A 20,071-nucleotide genomic window follows, 5' to 3' on the forward strand; every position below is an offset into this window, starting at 1 on the left:
AACCGCACGAATGGAACTGACGATTGCGCAAAAACTCGAAGCACTTCTTAAACTTCAGTCAATTGATTCTCAGCTTGATGAACTAAAAAAGATCCGCGGTGACCTGCCGGAAGAGGTGCGCGATCTGGAAGACGATATTGCTGGATTTGAAACCCGTATTGGTAAATTTAACACCGATATTCAGGGGTTAGATGAGGAAATCGACCGCAATAAAGCCGTCAAGAAGGACGCTGAAAAGTTGATTACCCGCTACAAGGACCAGCAGATGAACGTCCGCAACAACCGCGAATTCGACGCCATCTCCAAAGAAGTGGAGCTGCAAACGCTGGAAATCGAACTGGCCGACAAAAAAATCAATGAAGCCTCGTTCAAAATCCGGAATAAACAGGATGAAATTAAGGCAACGCAGTCGGCGCTCGACGAACGCAAGGAAGATCTGAAAGCCAAGATGCAGGAGTTGAACCAGATCACGTCCGAAAGCCGCGATGAGGAAAAAGCCCTGCTGAACGACCGTGATGATCAGGCGACGCATATCGAAGAACGCTTGCTGAAATCATATAACAAAATCCGCGAGAACGCTTTGAACGGCCTGGCCGTCGTGATCGTTAAACGCGGTGCCTGTGGAGGCTGCTTCAATGTGGTACCCCCGCAACGGCAGGCCGACATTCGGGATAAAAAGAAAATTATCGTGTGCGAACATTGCGGCCGGATCTTCGCCGATGTCGAAGGTGTTCCCGAGCCGGTATCGTCGCGCCGGTAATCAAACCTATTCTTTTCCATTAAGAGGTCGCCCGGTGGTGGCCTTTTTTTGTTGTCTTTGTGCGGTTTTAAATCCGTTGCCGACAAATTCTTAATTTCGTACCATGCGGGTTTTCTTCCTTTTGTGGATTCTGATTGGCGCCGTAAATTCCAGTCTTGCGGCTGATTTTGACTTTTCACCCAATCTCCAGCGCGCCTATGCCGACATTCTGAAACTGAAAGTGCAGGAAGGTCGGCGGACCCTGGCGGGTGAAGGGAACCCGAAGAATGGAATTGCCATTTACGTTGATGATTTGGCGGAAATGGTGACCCTACTGGTTTCCGACGACCGGAGGGCGTTTGAGCAGTGGGAAGACCGGGAAGATCGTCGGCTCGATCAGCTCCGGGATCTGGACGGAAACTCGCCCTGGCAGCGGTTTACGCAGGCCGAGGTGCGCTTACACTGGGCGTTCGTCAAACTCAAGTTCGGGCAGGAAGTGAGTGCGTGCTGGGATGTTATTCGGGCGTATAAACTGCTGGAAGAAAACCGCAAAAAATTTCCCGGTTTTTTGCCGACCTATAAATCGCTCGGTTTGCTGCACGTGATGATCGGCGCGGTTCCGGATAATTTTAGCTGGGTGACCCGGATGTTGGGGTTGCGTGGCAACATCCGCCAGGGGATGCAGGAAATCCGGTCGGTGGTGCTGAAAGATGCGGTTTTTCAGACCGAAGCCCAGGTGATCGACCTGCTGATCCGGGCGTATGTCCTGAAATTTACGCCGAACGATGCGGCCACGCTGAAAAAACTGGTGGAGGAAAACCCGGATAATCTCCTGCTGCATTTTGTGGCCGTTTCGGCCCTGATGAAAGAAGCCCAGAGCGAAGCGGCTCTCGCCCTGCTGACCGACCGGCCCGGCGGCCCGGAGTACCTGCCGTTTCCGATTCTGGAAAATTTGAAAGGCGATATTTTCCTGCAAAAAGCCAGTTACCCGCAGGCCGCCAGTGCCTACCGGACGTTTCTGAACCAGTATAAGGGCGTCAACTTTCTGAAGGATGCGTATTACAAGCAGTTTTTGTGCTACTGGCTGAACGATGACGACGCCAAGGCCGTACCGCTGCTCCGGCAGGTAACGCAGGTGGGAGCAACCGTGGTGGAGTCGGACAAGGCGGCTCAGAAATTTGCGGAATTGTACTTCAGGAAAGGCCTTTCACCCCGGCAGAAAATTCTGATGAAAGCCCGGCTGGCGACCGATGGCGGTTTTTACGATACGGCTTTGCAGACCCTGCGGCCTTATGCAGAAACGGCTTTTCCGCTGGTGAACGAAAAAGCCGAATTCAACTACCGCAAGGGACGGATTTACCAGCGCCGGGGCGATGTCGACGAAGCCGTGCCGTATCTCGAAAAAGCGATCAGTTTAAGCGAAACTGACCAACTTTCCCACGGCGCGACGTCGGCCCTGCAACTGGGCTATATTTATCAGCAGAAGCGAAATCTGGCCAAAGCCCGGCAGTATTTTCAGAAGGCGCTGAGCTACAAAAAACACGAGTACAAAAACAGCATCGACAACAAAGCCCGGGCGGCCCTGAACGAACTCGCTACAAACTCATCAGCTCCTTGAACCGGATGGCCTGACGACGGCTGATCTCAATTTTGTCACCGCCCTTCAACGTCACCAGCAACCCCCCGCTAAACCAGGGTTCGATCTTCTCGATCCAGGGCAGGTTGATGATGTGCTTGCGGTTGGCCCGGAAAAACGTGTTCGGGTCCAGACGATCTTCCAGACTGTTCAATGATTTCAGAACCAGCGGTTTCTGATCGTCGAAGTGCAGCCGAACGTAGTTTCCCATCGACTCGAACAGGCGAACTTTGCCCAGTTTGACAAACCAGCACTTCTCGCCGTCTTTGACAAACACCTGGTCGTTTTCGCCCAGAATCTTGTTCGTGTCCCGGCGGGGGGCTTCGGTCTCGGGGTGGTGGTTGTTTTCTTCGATGCGGTTAATCGCTTCCGAAAGCCGGTTCAACTCGATCGGTTTCAGCAGGTAATCCAGCGCATTGTATTCAAAAGCTGTGATGGCGTATTCGTCGTAGGCCGTCGTGAAAATCACTTCCGGGGATTTGCCGTCGATGGACGAGAGCAGCTCAAACCCGTTTTTGCCCGGCATCTGAATATCCAGAAACAGGAGTTCCGGTTGCAGGTCATCAATCATTTTGAGGGCTTCGTCGGCGTTGGCGGCTTCGCCAATCACTTCAATTTTAGGGAAATTGTCCAGCAACCGGCGGAGTTCGTTCCGCGCCAGCCGCTCATCATCAACGATCAGGGTCTTCATTCGTTAGAGTTTACGGTTTTGGGTTTTCGGTTTTGGGTTTACGGTTTTCAGTTTGCGGTTTTCGGTGGCTTGCGCTTAAATAAGATTGCGTCAAGTGCCGTATACCGTAAACCCAAAACCGTACATCTTGAACCTTAAACCCTTTTCAATTCTTCGGTTCGTTTAAAAACGCCCGCGGACTGCATCGGGATTACGACGTGGGCGCAGACAATATCGGCCGTTTCCTGCTGAATACGGAAGGTGGCTTCCGGGCCATAGAGCAATTCCAGCCGTTGCGACGTATTTTTCAGGCCAAAACCGCCCGAGGCTTCGGTGTTGCCCAGCACCCCGGTATTGCGGATGCGAATGAACAGCAACCGGTCTTCCAGCCAGGTTGTCAGTTCGACAAAACCGCCGGTAATGGCTTTCTGAACCCCGTGTTTGATGGCATTCTCAACCAGCGTCTGGAGCATCATGGGCGGCACCTGCAGGTACTGGGTTTTGGGATCGATTTCCAGCTGGCAGTTCAGCCGGTCTTCGTAACGAACTTTTTCGAGGGCCAGGTAATCCTCAACGGTTTTGATTTCTTCGCGAAGTTCGACGGTTTTGCGCCGGTCGGCCAGCAACGAATTGCGGAGGATGTTGGAGAGTTGCGTGATGCTGTGCTGGGCTTTGGTGGGGTTTTCGAGCACCAAGGCGCGGATGCTGTTCAGGGCATTGAAGACAAAATGCGGATTGAGCTGGGAGCGCAGCACCTTGGCTTCGGATTCGCGGATGGACGTTTTCAGCAGAATTTTCTCGATTTCGGCATCACGGGAACGCTCGACGTAATGGTAGGCGGTGTAGCTCAGCACCCAGGCCAGCATGCATTTTCCCCAGTTGAGCAGATAGCCCAGCACAATCGAAGGTTCGTCGGCCAAGTACTGCGGCAGCACCTGTTTATCAATGGGCAGGTTGATAATCGTCATGATAACGGCCAGCACGAAAACCGATAGAATGACGCGCGGAACCAGCTGAAAAAAAGGCAGTTGCACCCACCGCCATCGCTTGATCATCAGGCGGTACAGGTGGGTCAGCAGAATGCACAGAATGATGGTGGCAATGGCTTCGTAAAAGAAATCCGCTTTGTAACCTTCCGCAAACGTAAAAATGGCGAATTCCGCCATGATAAGCATCGTCCACCCGACAATCTGGCAAAACCAATATATTTGATTCTTAGACATGCGTTCACTTCAAAAATCTACTCCAATAGACACTGTATGCATAGCGAATATAGTGTTTTGTAGATGAAGTGCGGTTATTTTTACAGGAGTGGTAATATAGAATTGCCAGTTGCCGGTTTTTGGTTATGTAACGGGGCCGGTTTTCGACGGCGGTTCTTCAGCTGGGTTTACTGGTGCATAACCAGCGACAGCAAATGCGTGCTGTCGTTCGAGACCTCGATGGTGAATTTCTGGGTGTCGTAGTGATAGGTAAGTTGATACAGACACAGGTTGCTGTGTTCGTAAATGTCCATCGTTGCCAGCGACTCATCCATGAGCCACGACAGCAAAATCCGGATGGCGCGCCCGTGCATGCAAATCAGAACGGGGTTTTCGTCGGGCCGGGACAGAATCAGGTCAATCACCGGTTTTTGCCGGCGGGCCACCTGTTCGGGGCTTTCGCCGTCTTCGGTCGGGTAGTCGGTATGACCAGCGGCCCAGTTTTCGATGAGCGTACGGTAATATTCGTTGTCGAAACTGTTGGGTGTTTTGCCTTCGCGCGCGCCCCAGCTAATTTCGTTCAGCCCTTCGTAACTCTCGTGCGGAAGACCGGCGTCAATGAAATACCGCACCGACTGCATCGTCCGCCGGAGCTTCGAAGTGTATACTTTAGTGAAGGGAATGTGCTGGTATGCCTGGTAAAAGGCCAGCGCCTGGGCCTGCCCCATTGCATTCAGATCCGAATCAACACCACTGCCCTGCACAATGCCCTGCCGGTTGTAATCGGTTTCGCCGTGGCGAATGAGGTATATCGTTTTTTGTTTCAATCTCGCTTGTATAATATTGACGATGAATAACGAACGGCCGAATAACGAATTGAATGCTGACTGCGATTTAACAACGGAATGGTTCGTTCTTCACTAGAACCTGTTTTCACCGGCGGTTTTCCGAAAACGCCTGCAAAATTACGAAAAAATCTTCATAGAATGAAGCCAACCTGGACATTAGAATCCTTACAGAAGTTTCATGCCAATTCCATCGTCAATCATCTGGGAATTGAGCTTACCGAACTGGGCGACGGTTTTCTGACCGCCCGAATGCCCGTCGATCACCGGACCCACCAGCCGTTCGGAATTCTGCACGGCGGAGCCTCGGTGGTGCTCGCCGAAACGCTGGGAAGTGTAGCGTCGGTAATGCAACTCGATGACCCCAATCGGCAGCGGGCCGTGGGACTGGAAATCAACGCCAATCACATTCGCTCCGTGAAAGAAGGCTGGGTTTACGGAAAAGTGACGCCGATCCATGTGGGCCGGACCACCCACATCTGGGATATTCGCATTACGGATGAAGCGGGCAAGCTCGTTTGCATCAGCCGGTTGACGGTAGCAGTCATCGACAACCGTTAAAACCGTCTTTGAGTCTCTACTTATCATTTTGCGCAATAAACCGTCAGTTAACAGACAAAAATAGCTCGATTTTTAATGAATTTACGGGCGCTGGTACCGAAAACTAACTAAGTATTTATAGAAGAAGATTTTTGCCTGATAATTGCTTGTAAGAGATTCGGTTAAGTATTTATATTTAAGCGATTTCACGGAAACGATATGGGTAATTCTGAAAACAGTAGTTTTTCCTTTTCGACGAGTCGTCAGGCTGCGGTTGGGTTCGGCCCCACACTCTACATCATTGAGGATAACGATGACAATTTGATGCTCTATGAGTGGATATTTACCCGCCACCTGCCCAACTACACCTTCCATCTTTTCTCCGATGGGCTTTTCCTGCAAAATCACCTGAAAATGGCTTTGAAAAAACCGGATTTGATCCTGTTAGACCTCAAAATGCCTTATCTGAGCGGATTTGAAATTCTGGATCAGCTGAAGCAGGACCCACAATGGCAAGCCATTCCGGTTATTATTTATTCCCATTCAACTTCGGAGAAAGAGGCCGAAGCCTGCTACAAAGCCGGAGCAGTTGATTTTGTGAGTAAGGACATTTCGGTCCACGGCATCCGGTCCCAGCTGGAAGGCATTTGCAAGCAGTGGATAAATCACAACCGTTCATTTGCCTGACTTGTATTTATACTTATATATTTTGTTTGTTAATTGGTGTTTTTATAAACCGTTTTTACGTTAAAATTGTCTCCGTTGTTGGAGACAATAACGGAACACCGACTAGAAATTTTTCGTCATCGTACTGAATCGTTACCGACGAATGGGCGAGTAGTTTGTATTTGATCATGATGTTCTGCAAACCGATCTGACTGGACGGAACGGCCACTTTCTTTTTCTGCAAATTATTCTCCACAAACAGGTGACCGTCGCTCGTGTAAAGCTTGATGGTGAGCGGGCGACTGACGGCAATGACATTGTGTTTGATGGCGTTTTCGAGCAGAATCTGGAGCGTCAGGGGCGGAATCAGGTACGCCATGAAAGGGGGCTCAATGGCGATTTCCATGAAAATGCCGTCGCCATACCGGGTTTTGAGCAAATGAAAATACGCTTTAATGAACTGCATTTCGTCGTGAAGCGGGCACAAGTCCCGGTTGTTCTGCTGAAGCAGGTAGCGGTAAACCGACGAAAGTTCATCCACAAACTGTTCGGCCTGCTCGGTGTCGCTCGTGATCAGTGACGACAGCGAATTGAGGTTGTTGAACAGAAAATGCGGATTGATCTGGGTTTTCAGGGAGTCAAGCTGGCTTTGGAGATTCACTTTTTTCAGCTCCTGCGCTTCCGAATACGAAACCTTCCAGCGCTGGTAGAGGTAAACCCCTTCGTAATAAGCCGCGATCTGCACGGTTCCGATCACCGAAACAAGCGTGTTGAAAAAGTAGGGTTTGAACAACAGATAATCTTCGCCCGGCCAGAGTCCGATGAGTTCATAGAAAAAAGTCTGGGTGATGCGGATCAGACTGGCAAAAAACAGAAACCAGAGCAGTTGGTACAGCACCCGGTGCCGCGTCTGGGTCAGTTCCGGATACTTCCGGCGGGAGAGAATGATGCCCCAGCGGTTGGTTTCCCAAACCGCCACGCTGCCCAGAATAAAGAAGAAAGGAATCCGCCAATCGTCGGGATAGGGGACATTCGTGTACCCGTACATGGTCCACTGCCCCGTAAATGCCAGCAAAGGAACGCCAATCAGGCGCATCCATTTGTCATCGAGCTTCTGCATTCTATCTGACGATCCACGCTTTGAAATCCCGGGTGCGGTCGCGGCTGACCACCACGTCCTGCACTAAACCGCCGGATTTCAGATCCAGTTTAAGTTGCCCGTTAAGGTAAGCATGAATTTGCGAAACGGCTTTGAATTCGACAATAAACTGGTCGTTGACCCGGAAAAAACAGGAGGGTTCGAGCACTTCTTCCAGCGCGTCGAGCGAATAATCCACCACATACCGCTTGTTGTCACGGCTGTACAGATACGTAATGCCATCCTTGGCGAAGAAAAAACTGACATCGGGCGCGTCGACCGACACCAGTTGCTGCTGGTAGCGGGCCAGAAACTGGCTTCTGAATTCGGGTTTTAGGGTTTGTTTCCGCAGATCATCGATCAGAAAACCGATGTCGGAGGAAGTAACGCTGGCGGATGGACCTTCCTGATGTTTCCGGAAAACCTGCTCCAGCTCCTCTTTCTTAACGGGTTTCAGGAGGTAATCGAAGCGGTTAATCTGAAACGATTTGACGGCCGATTCGTCGTAGGACGTGGTGAAAACGACCGGGCATTCGATGGAAACCAGGTTGAAAATCTCGAAGCTCTGACCATCGGAGAGTTCAATATCCATCAGGATCAAATCCGGTGACGGATTGGCGTTCAGCCAGTCCACCGTTGATTCGATACCGTCGGTGACACCGATGATCTGAACCGTCGAATCCACCAGATTTACCAGTTTAACGAGTTTCTGAACGGCCAGGGGTTCGTCTTCAACGATCAGGATGTTCATGATGGGTACAAGTTAAAAAGAGACGAAGTACCGCTTATTCGGGTAGCAGACAAACGGAATCGGACACAAACTGTATGAAAGTCGGCATGAACTGTTATTTTGCAAACCTGAATTGTAAACCGGCTGAAAAGTCGTATTTGAGCTGAAATTGTGGAGCAAAGAAAAGAATTATCATGATTTTTTCGGGTTGAAGGCGGTTTAGCGCACAAAAAATAAGAACAAACTGTTATTGAATTACAGCTCATTTTGCAGCGCTGTTGTTTATATAATGCAATTTTCAACGCACTTGTCATCAACCGTACAAACGCAGCAAACCTTCCGGTCGCTCTGGCAGGCTGCTGTTCTGGAAGGGTATCCCGCAGCGCTCTGGCGGCAGCCCAACCGAACCGATCGGGAATTGATTATCGACGCTTCCGGGACGGTTTCGACCGTTGCGATGGATCTTGAAGAACTACCGATGGGGTTTGCCATCAGCTCGTTCATCAATCCGGATGCCGAGCATACCCGGTTTTTGAAAGCCGACTTTTACTGGCGTTTTGATGAAGAAGGTACCATCATTGCCTCCCAGAACAAAATGCCCGACGGCCACCCGGCAGTTGACGCCCTCCTGGGGCAAAACCGGCCCGTTACTCAATCCGACCGCATCCCGGCCATCCGGATCGTTGACTCGACGGATCACCAGCAGACGCAATTTGAGAAAACCGTCAACCAGGCTATCCGGCAGATGGAACGCGGGAAGTTTCGGAAGGTAGTGCTATCGCGGACCAAAACCGTCCGGTTTGAGGAGCAGCCCGACATTCCAACGCTGTTCAACCGCCTGTGTCACGCCTATCCGAACGCCTTTATCTCCGCCGTTTATTTGCCGGACCGCAACCAGATCTGGATTGGCGCCACGCCCGAGCGGCTGGTGAGTGTCGACGCAGCCGGAATTTTCCACACCGTTGCCCTGGCCGGAACGCAATCGGCTTTTGATTCCGAAGGACGGCCCAAACGGACGGCCGATGCGCCCTGGACGCAGAAAGAGATTGAAGAACAGGCGCTGGTGAGTCGGTACATCATTGGGTGTTTCAAAAAAATCCGGGTGCGAGAATACATTGAAGAAGGTCCCAAAACCGTAACGGCCGGCAACCTGATGCACCTGCGCTCCGATTATTCGGTGGATACGCAGGCCGTTAATTTTCCGCAATTGGGCACGGTGATGCTGCGCCTGCTGCACCCAACTTCGGCGGTTTGTGGCATGCCCCGCGAGGCAGCCCAGGAGTTTATTCTGCAAAATGAAGTACACCACCGCGATTTTTACAGCGGTTTTTTGGGACCGGTCAACATCTACCAACCCGAAGGGGCCGAAACGCATTTGTTTGTTAACCTGCGCTGCATGAAACTGGAAGGGCAGGAGGGAACGCTCTATGCCGGAGCCGGCTTAACCGCCGATTCCGTTCCGGCCAAAGAATGGCGCGAAACCGAGCTAAAATGCGCCACTCTCCTGAATGAGTTAGGAGGAAAAAAGTAAGCGTAAGGAGTTGGTTGACGCAAACCGAAAACAAGTGCATCAGTTAACTCCTCACGCTTACCATGTACCGTTCTAAGCGCCCTCTGCCGGCTCGTTTGGGGCCAGATGTTCGTCCGTACCGCGGTTGCCCTGCGCACTGCTGGCCGACGACTGGGTGTCGCTATCGGGAGCGGTTGCTTCCGATTCCTGATCGGTTTTCTCGGTTTCTTTCGGTTCCATTCCTTTTATGGCGTTAAAGCTTCGTATGACTAAACGTCATCATCTTCGTCTTCTTCATCGTCAGCGAGATCTTCGTCCTCGTCGTCGATGGTAAGTTCTTCTTCATCATACTCCTCCTCATCATCGGCCGGTTCGGGGGCGGCCGAATAGCCGCCGTAGCCGCTGGTGGTCATGTTTTCAGGATATTCGGCAGTGGCAGTACGGGTTTCAGTTGAGGCAATGGGGGTGTTTGGAAGTGACATAACAAAACAGGTTTGATTGGAAATACCACTAAAACGCGACGCGCGAAAGAAGGTTTCAAAGATTTTAGCACATTGACAGAATGGTAACGATTATTTAAAATGACAATCGTTCTTTTCTAGCTATTTGCCTGGCTACGAACACTTTACTGGAATGCTTCGGTTTAGGCGTTGTTTTCGGTCCAATCCGATGCGGACGCGGAAAGCCGGGTGGAATGGGAACACCTAAAACCGCCTTTTCAAGCCGTTGTATAGGTGTAGGGCGGATATAAGCGGTTTAAATCATTGATAGGTTCAACATCCGAAGAACCGTAACGTATACCCTTTATAGGAGAAAAGTAGGAGCGGAGAAAGGCATTAACTCCCTTCCTCCACTCCTCCTTTTCTCCTCTTTTAAAACCTGCCTCCCAGGGCTTTCAGGAGTGCAACGGTGTACGATGCCCGCTGACCCTGTAGCACTACCAATTGACGCTCGGAATCGAGCACGGTACGCTGGGCATCCAGCACTTCCAGAAACGTGGTTAACCCCTTGACGTACAGTTCGCGATTAAGCCGTTCGGTGTAACGGGCCGACTCCAGCGCGATGTTCTGTGCATCGATTTGCTGGCGGGTGTTCTGCAGATTGTCCAGAGCGGTTTCGGCTTCGCGCTGGGCCGTCAGCAACCGTTGCTGGTACGACAGGTCGGCAGTCCGGAATTGCTGCTGAGCCAGGACGATGTTCTGCTGGTTGCGTTTTCCTTCAAAAATCGGAACGCTGGCGTTAACACCGAGCAGATAGGTCATACTGGCCGGAAAAAACAAACCGCCGATCCGCCCGGTGAGCGTTCCGCCAGAACCGAGCAGGTTGATACGGGGGTACAGCGCCGAGCGATTAACCTGAATCTGTACATTAGCCACCTGGCTTTGCTGATCGGCCTGTACGATGTCGGGGCGACGGCGGAGCTGCTCGGCAGAAATCGACGCAAACGGCAGTTCGGGCAAGGCAGTTCCGAGTCGACCGGGCGCCAGGCTGAAGGTGGCCGGATTTTGCCCGCAAAGATTGGCCAGGCCGTTGATAAGTTCGGTCCGGCTGCGGTCCAGACTCAACAAAAGAACCCGGATGTTAGCCAGATCGGTTTCGGCGCGTTTGGCGTCAATTTCGTTGGTCAGACCGGCCTGAAACCGGGCGCGGATGATCGAAATGGTGGAATCGCGCAGCACGATGTTCCGGCCAACGACGGTTTGTTCGCTGTCGTTGGCCCGAATCAGGTAGTAAATTCGGGCAATCTCCGACGCCACGATCAACTGCGTGATCTGCACATCCGACTCGGAAACCTGCCGTTGCAAATCCGTTACCCGAACCGTATTGCGAATGCGTTTAAACAAATCGACTTCGTAACTGGCGTCGATTGGCAGAATCTGGAGCGTGTTGAGTTGCAGGCGGGGTAGTCGTTCGCTGGTGACCGGAACGGCCACCGGGCGGTATTCCGATAAACTCTGGGTGTTGAAGTTCAGGCTGCTGCGAATTGAAGGCGACAGATATGACTCGGCCACCCGCACCCGAATCCGGGCTTCTTCGACCCGGCTGACGGCCACCCGAATGTCGGGATTGCTGGTTAAACCCAGATCGATCAGGGAATCGAGCGTGGCATCCCGAAAAACCGCCCAGCCGTCGCGGACCGAACCCACTGATGAAACCGGGGGCTGGGCCGGTGAAACCGTACTGGCAACAACTAAAACCGTAAAACTGAAAAGAAGCAATTTTCTCATACTTTTTGATTTGTGGCCGATCGCTAGCCCTGCAATTAAATCCGAACCTACTGCCCGTCTTTCCGCCGGTCGTTGGGGTTGGTTACGACCTGTCCCGGCCCTGCAAACCCGATAACACCCAGAGGGTCGTCTCGAAATCCCGGTTCAGCGTAATGGACTGGAAATGCCGCACCCCGTTGGGCTGAACCACCACGATGCGCGGCCCTTCCAAAGTTACCAAAAAAGCATTGGCCGGAATGATATGGAAGATTCGCTGGAAAAACAGGAATGCTACGCTCAATAAAACGGAACTGATCGAAGGTGAGATGGCGCGGAAGCAGAATGATGGAACAACAGCTATCGATTTTGAAAAGGTTCGGTAACCTCATGGATTTATGTAACTTCTTTGAATTGCCAAATTGCTCTATCGTAAACCGTGATTTTAGACCCGAATGATCTGTTGATCAGACCATAGTGAATTTGGGCTAAAACCGACTTCCGTCGTGGGTGCGTCAGAACTGGCGATCATCCCGATCCGGAAGCGCGGAGGTTTCCGCCGGTGATGCCGGAACCGTGTTGGAGGGCCGCTCGATGGGCGTGGGGCGGGGCCAGACCCCGGGTTGGGGCGGTTCCGGAGCCGGGCCAAACAGCCGGTTGAACGAGCGGGTGTACTGAATGCTCATGCCGCCCCCGGTCGTAAGCGTGCCGTAGTTGGTGGCGCTGAAAATACCGAGCTGGTTCTGGTTGCGGTTGTACATTTTCAAACGGAGTTGCCCGTCGGGCGACAGCCAGTACTCCAGCGTCCATTCGCCCAGCAAACTGGCCACGCTGGTCTGGTTTTGCCCGTACGTAAAACCGCCGTCGCGGCTGATCCGGAAGCGGTCGTTGAAGCGGTACGAAAGCCGGACCTGCAGGTTGTTGACCAGATTCTGATCCAGACCATTCAGCGAAACGCCCACATCCAGATTTTTGTCCAGGGTCGAAGCGAGCCGGCTGATCTGATTGGAAAGCAACTCGCTGAGGCTATTGGTCAGGCCCGATCCCACGATGCTGTTGTTGGCCGATGCGGGGTCGATCAGGCCGAGTCCTTCGCCGGGGGCTAACTGACTGAACAGCAAAATGCTGCTGACCTGCCGTCCCAATTCCTGATCGTTGCTTTTCAGGCGCGATTCAAAAGCCGCCACCGCCTGCCGGAAATCCGGTTGCTGCGGGTATTCCTTTACTTTTAGATCGTACGAAATTTCCGGTTTTAGCAGCCGTCCGTTCAGGTTAATTAGTAAATCGACCGGATACCGGCGGTTTCGGTCGGGATTGTTGGACGAGGTGGCCGAATAAAATTGCAGAATCGGGGCCAGCGAGGCATATTGGGTATAGGCGGTTTTTACGTCCACCATCGCTTCGTACGGGTCGCCTGTCCAGGTGATCCGGCTGTTGGGCAGCATCTGAAACCGCTTGTTGATCACATTTTCAAAGGTGAAGGTATACTCACCCTGCTGGATTTCGTACGAGCCGGTCATGGTGAAATCACCTTTGGTGTCGATCCGCATGGCCAGCTGGCCGGTTCCGTACGCCTTGATGATGTCGCCGGTCTGGCGGTCGAGCTGAATTTCACAGTAGGCTTCGGGCGTGATCGACAGATTGAAATCCATCCGGATTCCCGACAGATCGACCACCGGTTCGGCGGTTTTGCCGACACTATCGCGCTGGGCGGGGTTAACGTTGATAAATCGGATGACCTCTTCCTGCGAAACCGTAGCCGCCTGATCGAGCGGAATGAAAATGCGTGTGCCCCGGCTGCTGGTTACATTGGCCCGAATCGCCAGATTATCAATGGGGCCTTCGATGCTGGCTCGTCCGCTGGCTACGGCGGTGCCGTAAAAATCGTCGTTGTCCTTCAGCGTGGTGTTCATGATCTTGAAATCCTTCATATCCAGGATGTTCATGTCCACCGTGAAATACTTGAAATTATCGTGAAAAACACCGCCCCGCAAGGTTGCGCGACCGCCGTTCGGGTCGGTCAGCAGCATGTTGCGGGCGACGATTTCGTTGGGGCCAAAGTGAATTTTATCCGAGAAGCCGATGTCGGCCTTCAGGTAGTCGAGGGTCAGCCGGCCGTTGGTAACATCCACTGTTCCGCCCAAAACCGGACTCCCGGCTTTGCCTTTGATCGTTACCACGCCCGTGGCGGTTCCGCCCATGTTGGTGGCTAACCCTTTGACGAAAGGTTCCAGAATCCGCAGGTCCGTTCCTTCAAGCACCGCCCGCAGATCAAGCGGGTTTTCGGCTGATTTGCCCGGTGAATACACGCCGGTAATCGCCAGAATTTCACGATCCAGCCGGCGGATGCGGGTGTCCAGATTGATCCGGTTCGACTGGTCGAGCGTGCTGCGATTGACGATATTTCCAATCAGAAAATCATTGTATTTCAGCGAATCAATCGTGATGTTTCCGTCGAGCAGCGGCAAACCGTAGATACCCCGAATGGCTACTTTCCCGTTGGCAAGTCCCGAAATTTTGGTGTTGAAAACCGGGTTGAGCGTAGCCAGCGAGAAGTTTTTGGTTTCGACCTGAAGCGCTTCCAGCGAATCCTGCGAAGCCCGGCCGCTCACCGAAATCAGTTGATTTCGATTCGAGACAGACAGGTTTCGCACCGTAATTTCCGGGCCGACAATCCGGATCAGGTTGTCGGGCGAAATGGTCCAGGTGCTGTCCAACAGCCGAAACCGGGATTGCTGGAGTTCGATGTCGATGGCGTCGCCTTTAAACGTCAGCGAGCCGTTCAGATCGGCGCGGTTGGTACTTTTCTGCTGTTGCAGGCTGGTGGTGAAATCAATGTGGTTGACATCCCAGGATGCTTCGGCCTGCAGGTTTTCAGTAGCGGCCAGCGACGCAAATTGCTGCTGTTGCGAATTAATAATCAGGGACGCCAGGACCTCCGGCGAATTGATGTACTTCGAGGTATTTAGGTCAATCGTACTTTGGTAAAAATTATATTCGTCGAATTTCAGGGTGTCAATGGTTCCGTTGACCGTCAGGAGCGAGGACTGATCGACGCCGAACCGCCCGTCCAATCGCGTATTGGGCGAGACATACAGGGACGGATAAAGCAGGGCCAGCAGCGGCTGCGAGTTCTTCAGCAGAAAGGAATAGTCAATTGCATAAGGCGTCAGCGGAGCCGGTTTTCGCGCTTTTTCCTGGTAGTAGCTGGCCAGACCAGCGGCATTTCCGGCAAAATTCAGGCGGTATTCTTTGGCAATCCGGTTCAGGTCGTCGGCCACCTGCGTCAGTTGAAAGTTGCCTTTCAGGCTGGCATCCAGGTAATCCGAGTTGACGGAAACCGTGCGGTCGCTGCCCTCAACCGACGACGCCAGGAAGAGCGTGTCCAAAACCAGGCTGCGTTTTCCGTACGTCAGGGCGGTGTTCAGAAGCCGGGCGTTGCCGACCAGTTCGTTGAGCGTGTTGCCCATCAACTTCACATCCAGATCGCTGCGCACTACCAGGCTGTCGTTCAACAAGTTGGTCGCCAGAAAATCCGCCTTCTGGACGGTGCCGCGCACATCGAATACGTTTTTCGGCCCCCGCAGGTCAAACTCCCCCTGCAAACCAAAGTTCAGGTTGGTGTCCTGCACGCTGACCTGTCCCCGGAAAAACGACTGTTGTAAATTTCCCCGCACGTCGAGGTTGCGGTAGTTGTATTGCCGGAAACCGACGCGGCTAAAGCGGGCGTTCAAATCGAGAGAGCCGTCTTTGATGGTCAGGCCCCGGCCTTCAAACTTGCCCTGCCCGTCGATCCGCTGCAAATCCGGCTGGCCGAGGAGCGACCCCAGATTGACATTGGACAGGTTCAGATTGCCCCGGTAGGTCGTCGCCCGGTCACCATTCAGGTGCAGCGCCAGATCACCCGAAACCGTGCCGATCTGGGTCCGGAAGGTTCCGACGGTTTTGAAGTCGATGAACCGCCCGGCGTAGGTGGCGGCAAAGCTGACCGTACCCAGCTTCCGGGCGATGGAATTGAAGGCTGAGTCGGAATAATAGGGCCGCAGATCGATCATGTTCACCTGCGAGGGCTTGAACCGGAAATCGACGATGGTGTTGACGTCAGTATCGGGCAACCCTTTGAAAGCCAGATCGCCCACCAGACGGCTCCGGCGGTTTTGACCAAACCGGATGTCGGCATTGGTGACTTTAAAATTCCGGATGTAGCCGACGTAATCGCCCGATGCCTGGGCGGCATCAAAATTTTTGTCGAAATACGAGGTGAACGGAGCCAGGTCCTGCGCCCGAACAAAGGAATTGCGCAGATTGGCCCGCATGATCACCTCGTCGTTGAATTCGTTGAAGGCCGAAAAACTGTCGTACGAAAACACCAGGCGGTTTCGCACCGTTGAGCCGTTGATGTGGGCAAACAGCCTTTCCAGCCGCATTTCTTTGGCGCAGTACAGAAATTTCGTGTCGAGTTGGTGAATGCGCAGATTGGCCTGTTTTTCCAGCCCTTTCATGCGTTTGATGTCCACCGCAATGGTATCTCCCAGGAGCAGAAAATCTTTCAGGTTGGCGCTCAGGCCGTTGACCACGAAGTGATTGTAGTCGAACCGGCGGCCCGTCATCGCCGGTTTTCGCTGATCGTGGTAAGTAAACTTTCCGTCGATCAGCGTGGCTTTTCCGATGGTGAACGGGACATTCTGGTTGGCAACGGAAGGCTTGGTGGTGTCACGGGTCATTTCGTTGATCCGTTCCAGAAAATCATCCATGTTCAGGTTGCCGGTTTTGGCATCCTTCACCAGCACCACATCGGGTCGGTAGAGCAGCACTTCATCGAGGTGAATGTCCTGATCGGCGTTGTTGATGAGTGTTTCGAGTTCGAGCGAAACTTCCAGCCGCCCGACGCTGATCATGGGCTGAAGGTCGCGGTTCCGGATCGTGACTTCTTCCAGCGTGACGGAATTTACCCAGATTTTTGGTAGCGAGAAATTGATATCAATGCGTTGGATGTCAACCGGAAAGAGAAGTTTTTCCGAAACACGTTTGGCAACATACCGCACCATTTTCGTCTGTACGGCCGGTATTTGCAGACTGACTCCCACAATTCCGACGACGAGCAATACGACCAGAATGGTGTACAGCAACGTCTTGAGAAGTATGGTGAAAAACGAACGCATTTATTTTCTAATGAACAATGAATAATGAAAAATAAACAATGCGTGTCCGTTCTGATAGGCTGGTTTTGGAACAAACCAGGCAAGTCGGAATCGATATTCATTATTCATTGTTCATTATTCATAAATTTCGAGATTCATTATTTTTGAAAAATGACAATTCTGGCAATTGAATCTTCCTGCGACGAAACGTCGGCTGCTGTTTGCTTTAACGGAAAAATACAATCTAATGTTGTAGCAACGCAGCTTATCCACGAACAATATGGCGGAGTGGTCCCCGAACTGGCCTCCCGCGTGCACCAGCAGCGGATTGTGCCGGTCGTCGAACGGGCCTTGCAGGAAGCAAACATACAAAAAAACGCGCTAACTGCCGTGGGTTTCACGCGCGGACCCGGTTTATTGGGATCGCTGCTGGTCGGCACTTCCTTTGCGAAAGCGCTGGCGCTGGCGCTCGACATTCCACTCATCGAAGTTCACCACATGCAGGCTCACGTGCTGGCTCATTTCATCGATGAACACAACGCGCCCCGGTTTCCGTTCCTGTGCCTGACCGTCAGCGGGGGACACACGCAGATTGTGCGGGTTCGGGATTATTTGGAAATGGAAATTATCGGACAGACACAGGACGATGCCGTGGGGGAAGCTTTCGATAAAACCGCAAAACTGCTGAATCTGCCGTATCCGGGCGGGCCGCTCATCGACCGCTACGCCAAACAAGGCAATCCAAACGCCTTTGCCTTTCCTGACGTTGAAATGCCCGGTCTGGATTTTTCTTTCAGCGGGATAAAAACCGCCTTTCTGTATTTTCTGCAAAAACAAACCCGGGCTAATCCGGATTTTGTTGCGCAAAATTTACCGGACATTTGTGCCAGTATTCAACACACGCTCATCAAAATTTTGCTGACCAAACTGCGAAAAGCCGCCCGCCAAACCGGCATCCGCGAAATTGCACTGGCGGGTGGGGTGTCGGCCAATTCGGGCCTGCGGACCGCGCTGGCTGAGCTGGGACAGCAGGAGGGCTGGAACGTCTACATCCCGAAGTTTGAATATTGCACCGACAACGCGGCCATGATTGCAATGGCCGCTCACTTCAAGTTTTTAAAGGGAGAATTTACGTCGCAGGACGTGAGTCCGCTGCCCCGTTGGTAAAATAGTTCGGCTAACCGTCGAGTCCCTTTGTGTACATTTGCGCCATGAACACCCCCGTCTTAAAAGAAATCCGGATTTACCCCATCAAGTCGCTGGGCGGCATTTCGCTGACCGAAGCTATTGTCGAGCAAAAAGGGTTTCGCTACGACCGCCGGTGGATGCTGGTGAAGCCCGACGGCGTGTTTCTGACCCAGCGCGAAAACACCATTATGGCGCTGGTGGAAGTCGAACTCACCGACCGGAGTCTGCGGGTTTTCCACCGCCAGCACCCGGACGAAGTCCTGGAAATTCCGCTCGAACAAACCTCCGGGGAAGCCCTGACGGCCTACGTCTGGAATGATCAGGCCGTTGATTCGCTGGTCGTAAGCCCGGAAGCCGATGCCTGGTTCAGCCGTTTGCTTGGTTTTCCGTGCCGCCTGGTGTACATGCCCGAAAATTCGCTGCGCCCGGTCGATCCGAAGTACGCCGAACCTGACGATGTGGTGAGCTTTGCCGACGGTTTTCCGTATCTGGTTATCAGCACCGACTCGCTCGACGAACTGAACCGCCGGGTTGACAAACCGCTGGAAATGATCCGGTTCCGGCCCAACCTGGTGGTGGAGGGGGCTAGTCCGCACGACGAAGACACCTGGTACCGGTTTCAGATTGGTGCGCTGACTTTTTACGGCGTAAAACCCTGCGCCCGTTGCGTGCTGACGACCATTGACCCCGAAACCGCCCAGAAAGGCAAAGAACCGCTTAAAACGCTGGCAACATACCGGCGGCTGGATAAAAAAATCCTGTTCGGGCAAAATGTCCTGGCCGGGGGCACCGGAACGCTGCGCGTGGGCCAGCCGGTAACGATTCTGGAACGACGCCCGGCGCGGCTGCCTTTTTCTTAACGATTCAGGTTCTGTTCGGTTATAGCGATGCGAACGGAAGAAAGGATATGAAGTTTTTTAAGTCGATTACGGAGTTTTTACAAACCGCCCACTACCTCAGCCTGGATGTGGTGATCGGGGCGGTTTTTGCGCATATCATGGTCGCCCGTTTACCGGACGGTCACCGGCCCGTTGACTGGGCCACGACGGTTTTGCTGGGCATCTGCGTGTTTGTCATTTACGCGGCCGACCGCTTGTACGACGCCCGGAAAGGATTGCTGGCCCGGACCCAACTGACTGCCCGGCACCGGTTCCACGCCGAAAACCGCCTGGTTTTGCTCCGTGTCCTGATGGGCTTGGCGGCAATTTGTGTCATTCTGCTTTTCTGGCTACCCAAAAGTGTGATTCTGTTCGGCACCGGCCTGGCGCTGATTGCCGGCGCTTACGTCTGGGGCGTTTCGCGGCTGCCGGCTTCCAACCGAAAACTGATCTGGAAAGAACCGGCGGTGACGCTGGTCTATACCGTGGGCGTCTGGGGTAGTTCGTGGGCGCAAAAACCGACCATCGGCTGGTCCGAAATCGGCCTGGGCGTGTTGTTTCTGCTCATCGTTTTTCAGAACCTGCTGCTGTTTTCGGTGATGGAAGCCTACGAGTTTCCGGACAGTTCGTTTTCGCTGGCGACCACCTGGGGGTTCGACCGGAGCGACGTGGTGCTGCGGACGCTGACCGTAGTGGTGACGGTGTTGGCGCTGGTGCTTTTCTTCCTGTCCGGCGAACGGTTTGCCCAGCGGGCGGCCGTAATCGAGGGCCTGATGAGTGCGGTTTTGTACGCGATTCAGCGGTATCCGACCCGGTTTTTAGCCAATGAACGCTACCGCTGGATTGGGGACGGCATATTTTGGCTGCCGGTTTTGATTCTGTGAGCGGTTTTGCCGGCGGGTTTGGGGCTTGAAAAGCTTTTACCAAAAGGATTTGACTCCTTCCTTAAGAACTGTAACTTGGCAGCCGATTCTAACAAATTCA

The 20,071-nt window shown here is 52.9% G+C and carries 18 protein-coding genes; 8 read left to right on the forward strand and 10 right to left on the reverse strand.

Translation table 11 applies throughout. The features are described 5' to 3' along the window. The first annotated feature begins 10 nt into the window (after window positions 1–10). Window positions 11–760 carry a zinc ribbon domain-containing protein gene (locus ACYVHX_RS28415; RefSeq protein WP_460675107.1) on the forward strand — a complete coding sequence of 250 codons (750 nt, stop codon included), beginning with the start codon at window positions 11–13 and terminating at the stop codon, window positions 758–760. Window positions 761–863: 103 nt separating this feature from the next. Beyond that, complete coding sequence (locus ACYVHX_RS28420) at window positions 864–2,357, forward strand: tetratricopeptide repeat protein (RefSeq protein WP_460675108.1); 1,494 nt, start codon at window positions 864–866, stop codon at window positions 2,355–2,357. On the opposite strand, the gene ACYVHX_RS28425 is transcribed toward ACYVHX_RS28420, so the two are convergent. The 3 genes from ACYVHX_RS28425 to ACYVHX_RS28435 all read right to left on the reverse strand — a co-directional run bounded on the left by ACYVHX_RS28425 (window position 2,335) and on the right by ACYVHX_RS28435 (window position 5,074). Next, window positions 2,335–3,066: a LytR/AlgR family response regulator transcription factor gene (locus tag ACYVHX_RS28425; protein WP_460675109.1), complete on the reverse strand. Its 732-nt coding sequence runs from the start codon at window positions 3,064–3,066 to the stop codon at window positions 2,335–2,337. The two genes, ACYVHX_RS28420 and ACYVHX_RS28425, sit on opposite strands and share 23 nt — an antisense overlap. 134 nt (window positions 3,067–3,200) lie before the next feature. Then, window positions 3,201–4,268, reverse strand: a complete 1,068-nt coding sequence (locus tag ACYVHX_RS28430) for a sensor histidine kinase (protein WP_460675110.1) — start codon at window positions 4,266–4,268, stop codon at window positions 3,201–3,203. Between the two features lie 167 nt (window positions 4,269–4,435). After that, entirely contained in the window at window positions 4,436–5,074 is a 639-nt protein-coding gene (locus ACYVHX_RS28435; RefSeq protein WP_460675111.1) for a histidine phosphatase family protein, read from the reverse strand. A gap of 159 nt (window positions 5,075–5,233) precedes the next feature. On the opposite strand from ACYVHX_RS28435, the gene ACYVHX_RS28440 reads away from it, so the two are divergent. Further along, window positions 5,234–5,653 carry a hotdog fold thioesterase gene (locus ACYVHX_RS28440; RefSeq protein WP_460675112.1) on the forward strand — a complete coding sequence of 140 codons (420 nt, stop codon included), beginning with the start codon at window positions 5,234–5,236 and terminating at the stop codon, window positions 5,651–5,653. Window positions 5,654–5,851: 198 nt separating this feature from the next. Then, complete coding sequence (locus ACYVHX_RS28445; RefSeq protein ID WP_460675113.1) at window positions 5,852–6,319, forward strand: response regulator; 468 nt, start codon at window positions 5,852–5,854, stop codon at window positions 6,317–6,319. 55 nt (window positions 6,320–6,374) lie between these two features. Here ACYVHX_RS28445 and ACYVHX_RS28450 read toward each other — a convergent pair whose 3' ends face one another. Both ACYVHX_RS28450 and ACYVHX_RS28455 read right to left on the reverse strand, forming a co-directional pair. Next, window positions 6,375–7,418 carry a sensor histidine kinase gene (locus ACYVHX_RS28450; protein ID WP_460675114.1) on the reverse strand — a complete coding sequence of 348 codons (1,044 nt, stop codon included), beginning with the start codon at window positions 7,416–7,418 and terminating at the stop codon, window positions 6,375–6,377. 1 nt (window position 7,419) lies between these two features. Then, window positions 7,420–8,187 (reverse strand): LytR/AlgR family response regulator transcription factor, encoded by a 768-nt coding sequence (locus tag ACYVHX_RS28455; RefSeq protein WP_460675115.1) that lies wholly within the window; start codon window positions 8,185–8,187, stop codon window positions 7,420–7,422. Window positions 8,188–8,473: 286 nt separating this feature from the next. On the opposite strand from ACYVHX_RS28455, the gene ACYVHX_RS28460 reads away from it, so the two are divergent. Continuing rightward, window positions 8,474–9,697 carry an isochorismate synthase gene (locus ACYVHX_RS28460; protein ID WP_460675116.1) on the forward strand — a complete coding sequence of 408 codons (1,224 nt, stop codon included), beginning with the start codon at window positions 8,474–8,476 and terminating at the stop codon, window positions 9,695–9,697. A gap of 72 nt (window positions 9,698–9,769) precedes the next feature. Here ACYVHX_RS28460 and ACYVHX_RS28465 read toward each other — a convergent pair whose 3' ends face one another. The 5 genes from ACYVHX_RS28465 to ACYVHX_RS28485 all read right to left on the reverse strand — a co-directional run bounded on the left by ACYVHX_RS28465 (window position 9,770) and on the right by ACYVHX_RS28485 (window position 17,042). Further along, window positions 9,770–9,916, reverse strand: a complete 147-nt coding sequence (locus ACYVHX_RS28465) for a hypothetical protein (protein ID WP_460675117.1) — start codon at window positions 9,914–9,916, stop codon at window positions 9,770–9,772. Window positions 9,917–9,945: 29 nt separating this feature from the next. Continuing rightward, a complete protein-coding gene (locus ACYVHX_RS28470; protein ID WP_460675118.1) occupies window positions 9,946–10,158 on the reverse strand; it encodes a hypothetical protein in 213 nt (70 codons plus the stop codon). Between the two features lie 390 nt (window positions 10,159–10,548). After that, a complete protein-coding gene (locus tag ACYVHX_RS28475; protein WP_460675119.1) occupies window positions 10,549–11,904 on the reverse strand; it encodes an efflux transporter outer membrane subunit in 1,356 nt (451 codons plus the stop codon). An 82-nt stretch (window positions 11,905–11,986) separates the two neighbouring features. Further along, window positions 11,987–12,184 (reverse strand): hypothetical protein, encoded by a 198-nt coding sequence (locus ACYVHX_RS28480; RefSeq protein WP_460675120.1) that lies wholly within the window; start codon window positions 12,182–12,184, stop codon window positions 11,987–11,989. A 211-nt stretch (window positions 12,185–12,395) separates the two neighbouring features. After that, window positions 12,396–17,042: a translocation/assembly module TamB domain-containing protein gene (locus tag ACYVHX_RS28485; RefSeq protein WP_460675121.1), complete on the reverse strand. Its 4,647-nt coding sequence runs from the start codon at window positions 17,040–17,042 to the stop codon at window positions 12,396–12,398. A gap of 150 nt (window positions 17,043–17,192) precedes the next feature. Between ACYVHX_RS28485 and tsaD the strand changes: the two genes are divergently transcribed. The 3 genes from tsaD to ACYVHX_RS28500 are packed head-to-tail and all read left to right on the forward strand — an operon-like array spanning window position 17,193 to window position 19,971. Then, on the forward strand, window positions 17,193–18,188 hold the full coding sequence (gene tsaD / locus ACYVHX_RS28490; RefSeq protein WP_460675122.1) for a tRNA (adenosine(37)-N6)-threonylcarbamoyltransferase complex transferase subunit TsaD: 996 nt from the start codon (window positions 17,193–17,195) through the stop codon (window positions 18,186–18,188). A 44-nt stretch (window positions 18,189–18,232) separates the two neighbouring features. Then, window positions 18,233–19,069, forward strand: a complete 837-nt coding sequence (locus tag ACYVHX_RS28495; RefSeq protein ID WP_460675123.1) for an MOSC domain-containing protein — start codon at window positions 18,233–18,235, stop codon at window positions 19,067–19,069. Window positions 19,070–19,116: 47 nt separating this feature from the next. After that, on the forward strand, window positions 19,117–19,971 hold the full coding sequence (locus ACYVHX_RS28500) for a hypothetical protein (protein ID WP_460675124.1): 855 nt from the start codon (window positions 19,117–19,119) through the stop codon (window positions 19,969–19,971). Window positions 19,972–20,071: the final 100 nt, after the last annotated feature.

The sequence above is a fragment of the Larkinella ripae genome (genome assembly GCF_054780775.1).

What these genes read in the sequence shown, in the direction of transcription:
- ACYVHX_RS28445 (WP_460675113.1), top strand. Translation starts at nt 5,852, where the DNA reads ATGGGTAATTCTGAAAACAGTAGTTTTTCCTTTTCGACGAGTCGTCAG.
- ACYVHX_RS28415 (WP_460675107.1), top strand. Translation starts at nt 11, where the DNA reads ATGGAACTGACGATTGCGCAAAAACTCGAAGCACTTCTTAAACTTCAG.
- ACYVHX_RS28485 (WP_460675121.1), bottom strand. Translation starts at nt 17,042, where the DNA reads ATGCGTTCGTTTTTCACCATACTTCTCAAGACGTTGCTGTACACCATT.
- ACYVHX_RS28495 (WP_460675123.1), top strand. Translation starts at nt 18,233, where the DNA reads ATGAACACCCCCGTCTTAAAAGAAATCCGGATTTACCCCATCAAGTCG.
- ACYVHX_RS28450 (WP_460675114.1), bottom strand. Translation starts at nt 7,418, where the DNA reads ATGCAGAAGCTCGATGACAAATGGATGCGCCTGATTGGCGTTCCTTTG.
- ACYVHX_RS28425 (WP_460675109.1), bottom strand. Translation starts at nt 3,066, where the DNA reads ATGAAGACCCTGATCGTTGATGATGAGCGGCTGGCGCGGAACGAACTC.
- ACYVHX_RS28455 (WP_460675115.1), bottom strand. Translation starts at nt 8,187, where the DNA reads ATGAACATCCTGATCGTTGAAGACGAACCCCTGGCCGTTCAGAAACTC.
- ACYVHX_RS28470 (WP_460675118.1), bottom strand. Translation starts at nt 10,158, where the DNA reads ATGTCACTTCCAAACACCCCCATTGCCTCAACTGAAACCCGTACTGCC.
- ACYVHX_RS28430 (WP_460675110.1), bottom strand. Translation starts at nt 4,268, where the DNA reads ATGTCTAAGAATCAAATATATTGGTTTTGCCAGATTGTCGGGTGGACG.
- ACYVHX_RS28465 (WP_460675117.1), bottom strand. Translation starts at nt 9,916, where the DNA reads ATGGAACCGAAAGAAACCGAGAAAACCGATCAGGAATCGGAAGCAACC.
- ACYVHX_RS28440 (WP_460675112.1), top strand. Translation starts at nt 5,234, where the DNA reads ATGAAGCCAACCTGGACATTAGAATCCTTACAGAAGTTTCATGCCAAT.
- ACYVHX_RS28420 (WP_460675108.1), top strand. Translation starts at nt 864, where the DNA reads ATGCGGGTTTTCTTCCTTTTGTGGATTCTGATTGGCGCCGTAAATTCC.
- tsaD (WP_460675122.1), top strand. Translation starts at nt 17,193, where the DNA reads ATGACAATTCTGGCAATTGAATCTTCCTGCGACGAAACGTCGGCTGCT.
- ACYVHX_RS28500 (WP_460675124.1), top strand. Translation starts at nt 19,117, where the DNA reads ATGAAGTTTTTTAAGTCGATTACGGAGTTTTTACAAACCGCCCACTAC.
- ACYVHX_RS28475 (WP_460675119.1), bottom strand. Translation starts at nt 11,904, where the DNA reads ATGAGAAAATTGCTTCTTTTCAGTTTTACGGTTTTAGTTGTTGCCAGT.